At 49.8% G+C, this 2405-nt stretch carries 2 protein-coding genes; both read left to right on the plus strand.

Features of this window, described 5'->3' with window-relative positions; all coding sequences use genetic code 11:
- Positions 1-296: 296 nt before the first annotated feature.
- Positions 297-1148, plus strand: a complete 852-nt coding sequence (locus ELS82_RS27150; RefSeq protein ID WP_244230880.1) for a hypothetical protein — start codon at positions 297-299, stop codon at positions 1146-1148.
- Positions 1087-2405: AAA family ATPase (locus ELS82_RS27155; RefSeq protein WP_244230881.1), on the plus strand; the 1319-nt coding region annotated here is incomplete at its 3' end. The genes ELS82_RS27150 and ELS82_RS27155, both read left to right, overlap by 62 nt.

Below are 2405 nucleotides of genomic sequence, written 5' to 3' on the forward strand. Positions count from 1 at the left end.
GACCACATAGAGCTTCATCACTGACACCGAGATCAGCACACCCAATGTAGTCCAGGTAACATTCAGACCTCTGCGGTGGCCACCTTGCTCGCTTGACTTCTTCTGCGCAGGGTTGGTCCCCTATGACCTTTGATCAAAGCGCCACACCTTCTTCCTCAACAACCATGCCCGCCCCCCTTACCTAGGCGATCTCCACATGGGAGGGACTCAAGTTTAAGGAAAAATACCATGTCACGCATTCGACTGCCCTTGTCCGGGATTTTAGCGATGCTCTTTAGCCATGCCGCCGTCATAACATGCGCACCAATGTCGATAACGCCACCTTAAGCCGTTTGAATATCACCTGGGATAACCGCCAGAAAGTAGCCGATATCTACCGCTCAACCAAACAATTTCATGTGGTCAACGTCATTGGCTCCTCTGAGCAAATTGCACACACCCTTTTGAACGTCGGCAATCACAGTGGAAAACGGGTGCAGCTTATCTCTCAAAATGCTCTGCACCATCGCCAAAACCAGCAAAACATACTGCGAGAAAGTCGCACGTTTGCCACTTGGGTTAAGCACTTATTCCAAGAGGATCAACGCCATACCCTATACGGACTCTTGCACTCCGCGCTCCCATTGACCAATAAAGATGTGATCCTGGTCGACCATGCCAACAAGATGAGCGCCGAAGAGTTGATATCCCTAACTAACACAGCCACTCGCTCCAACAGCAAAGTGGTTTTGCTTAACTGCGTATCAAGAAGACAAGGGGTGAAAGCGCACAGTGCCATTCAACTTTACACCAAAGGGAATGTCACCACGCATACCTGGGTCAACAGCAAACAGGCAGACAGTCTGGTGCGACTGCATCGTCGAGACGAACACAATATTGCCCGAACCTACGCCGACTTGCCTGACAAAGCCAACACACAAGTGTTGGCCACCTCCGGGGTTGAGCAACGACGATTAACCGATGAGATCCGAGCCACATTGAAAAATGATGGCCAACTCTCACATACCAGCATCACCTTGTTCACCCAAGAGGCTCATTACCTCTCTACAGCCCCAAAGAGAGTTAGCCAAGTATTACAAAGCCGGTATGACGCTCAGACAGTGGAAAAACGGAAAACCTCACGACTTCGTGATCGCCAGTGTCGATAAGGCATCCAACACCTTGGAAGCCTTAAGTAAAACCGAGAGGAAAGCACATACCTTCGATCCCTCTTCCAGAGAGTTTACGTCAATGAATATGCAGTTGTTTAAGCCTGATTGCCTTGAAATCTCGCAAGGCGAACGCATCATGGCCACTGGTAAACACCTTCCGTCACAGATAGAGGCTGGCGAGCGTTACCTTGTCACGTCCATATCCAAAGACACCTTAACGTTCACCAATCATCAAGGCCAATCAAGGACCCTTTCCATTCAAAACCTCAAAGACGCCCCACTCAGCTACGATTATGCCCATTCCTCTAACCAGTTTGAGCCCAAAGCGCATACCTTGCTGTCAGGAAAAGCGTTACTCAATGACCTGACAGAGAACAGCTCTCGCTTAGATATCTTCACGGATCATACTAAAAAAGCCCAGCTGGCATTAGAAAAAGCAGAAGTGAGACCGTCAGCCATCGAGCGAGTTCTGCATACCCATCTGGTCAATGAACGCTATTTATCGCAAGCCACAGAGACCACGCTCAGACACGACATTGAGCAAGCCATCGCTTTGCTCTCCAAAGAGCAGCACGCGCCCTTATCAGAGAAAGCGGTCGATTTCGCGCTGAACCACCTTTTAGAAAAGGAAGCCGGATTTACGCAAAAAAGCCTGGTTATCGAAGCGGTGCGTTATGCGTTTGAAGAAGCCAACAGCTCTATCACCAAGACGCACATTGAAGCAGAGCTGGCTAAACGCAGTGATGTCCTTTCAGCCGACTACAGCGATGGGACACGCTGGACGACAGAAGCGGCGATTGAAACCGAGAAACACATCCTCGGCAATATTGAGCGAGGCAAAGGACAACACAAGCCGTTCGCGACTTCAAAGCAAGTCCATTCCTACCTCATCGCTCACTCTCACCTCTCTGATGGTCAAAAGAACTCGATTCATCTTATTTCAACCACCGAGGACAGTTTTGTCGCCATCCAGGGTTTAGCCGGCACAGGTAAATCCACCATGCTCCAAACCAATATCGCCCTCATTGACCATGTGACCCGGGTTGGCCGAAACCAACCGGAACAAATCATTGGCCTTGCCCCAACCCACTCAGCGGTCAGTGAGATAGAGCATAAAGGCGTGAACGCTCAGACATTAGAGAATGTATTAACCAATCTGCGCCGCGGCGCCACCTCAGCGGAAGCGTACAAAAATACCCTGTTCTTCCTTGATGAGAGTTCCATGGTCAGTAATAAGCAAGCGAAAGAGTTCAC

Origin of the sequence: Vibrio ouci, assembly GCF_004551525.1 — a bacterium.
GTDB classification, from domain to species: Bacteria; Pseudomonadota; Gammaproteobacteria; order Enterobacterales; family Vibrionaceae; genus Vibrio; species Vibrio ouci.

What these genes read in the sequence shown, in the direction of transcription:
- ELS82_RS27150 (WP_244230880.1), top strand. Translation starts at nt 297, where the DNA reads ATGCGCACCAATGTCGATAACGCCACCTTAAGCCGTTTGAATATCACC.